The organism is Robbsia andropogonis (assembly GCF_000970345.1).
Taxonomy (GTDB): domain Bacteria; phylum Pseudomonadota; class Gammaproteobacteria; order Burkholderiales; family Burkholderiaceae; genus Robbsia; species Robbsia andropogonis.
In genome coordinates this window covers 1-1,114 of record NZ_LAQU01000203.1, presented here as the reverse complement: position 1 = coordinate 1,114, position 1,114 = coordinate 1, and the positions used below count along the sequence as shown (strand labels likewise).

Annotated in this window: 2 protein-coding genes; one reads left to right on the top strand and one right to left on the bottom strand. The window is 57.5% G+C overall.

All coding sequences use genetic code 11. From position 1 onward, the window contains the following. Nucleotides 1-110 precede the first annotated feature (110 nt). Nucleotides 111-650, top strand: coding sequence for a hypothetical protein (locus WM40_RS27135; protein ID WP_046154657.1), 540 nt, complete (start codon nucleotides 111-113; stop codon nucleotides 648-650). 34 nt (nucleotides 651-684) lie between these two features. Here the strand turns inward: WM40_RS27135 and WM40_RS27130 are convergent. Next, nucleotides 685-1,114 (bottom strand): DUF932 domain-containing protein (locus tag WM40_RS27130; RefSeq protein WP_046154656.1); only part of this gene is annotated, 430 nt, incomplete at its 5' end.

Here is a 1,114-nt window from a genome sequence, read left to right as displayed (position 1 = left end):
GCAGGGAGCGGAATCGCACAACGCCGATACATCGATCAAGCGCAGATAGTGCAAAAGTGACAGTTTTTGGCTACCCTAGCCCTATGTCGACTCTTTGCCTTCGCACGACCATGGATACCGTTGCTCTCTTCGCTCGCTTTGATCAGGCCGCCGCGTCAGCCGAGCGGCCAAAGGCCGCTCAGTTGCGCGATATCTTCGAGCGCGTCGAGGCGCTGATCCGCTCCGGTGTCCGATACGCCACCATCATTGGCATACTCGCTGAGTTCGGATTGACATTCAGTTACAACACCTTTGCCGTCACCCTCAAACGCATTCGGCGGCAACGACGCAACCTGACATCTCAGAGCACGCAAACACACGTCAGCCCGCGCCCCGCTGTCAATCAAACGGATGCAGCACCTCTCCCCGCACAAACCGTGCAATCCGCGACCGCCGTCGCGCCTGCTTCCGAGTCCGCCGGTCATGAACGGCGCACCATTGCTCGTGTGGGCATCACACTCCCTGAGGACTGGCGTACCGCCGCGCTCACGCGCGAGCAGTTGCGCGCCTTGACGTTTAAACAGAAGGTCGAGAGGGCGGAAGCGCAGACCAAACAGTATTTCCCTAACCCGTTCGACCCTGTGACGCCTGAAAAAAATAACCCCGCATAGGCGGGGTTTCGAGGGCGACGAGTGACGCGGGCGGTTAGCCTTGCTTCACTTGGCGCATGCGTTCGGCTAAAATCCATAGCGCGCGATTAAGCTTGACGTTTTGGTCGATTCCAGTCACTTCGCGCGTTGTCATATTGCGACCGTTTGCCCTGCGCGCACGCAAGCCGCCGCGTATCATATTTTCTTGTACCCGGTTGAAAACTCGCCACAGGTCGTTACCACTGTCTTCGCTACGCCGCGCGCGTAACAGTTGCGTGGGCGTAATAGGGGCGGGGGCCTCGTCCTGCGGATCATACTTGAGCGACAACGCGCTTTCTGCTAATACTTCTTGTTCTTCAACGCTCAGCGTGACTGCTTGCATGCCTTCTCTTTGTTCTTGTATCAGGTCGAAACCCTCCAACATATCGAAAGCACCCTGAATCACGTTGTCCACGATGTCGCCCTTATGGGGAACGCGAATGTCG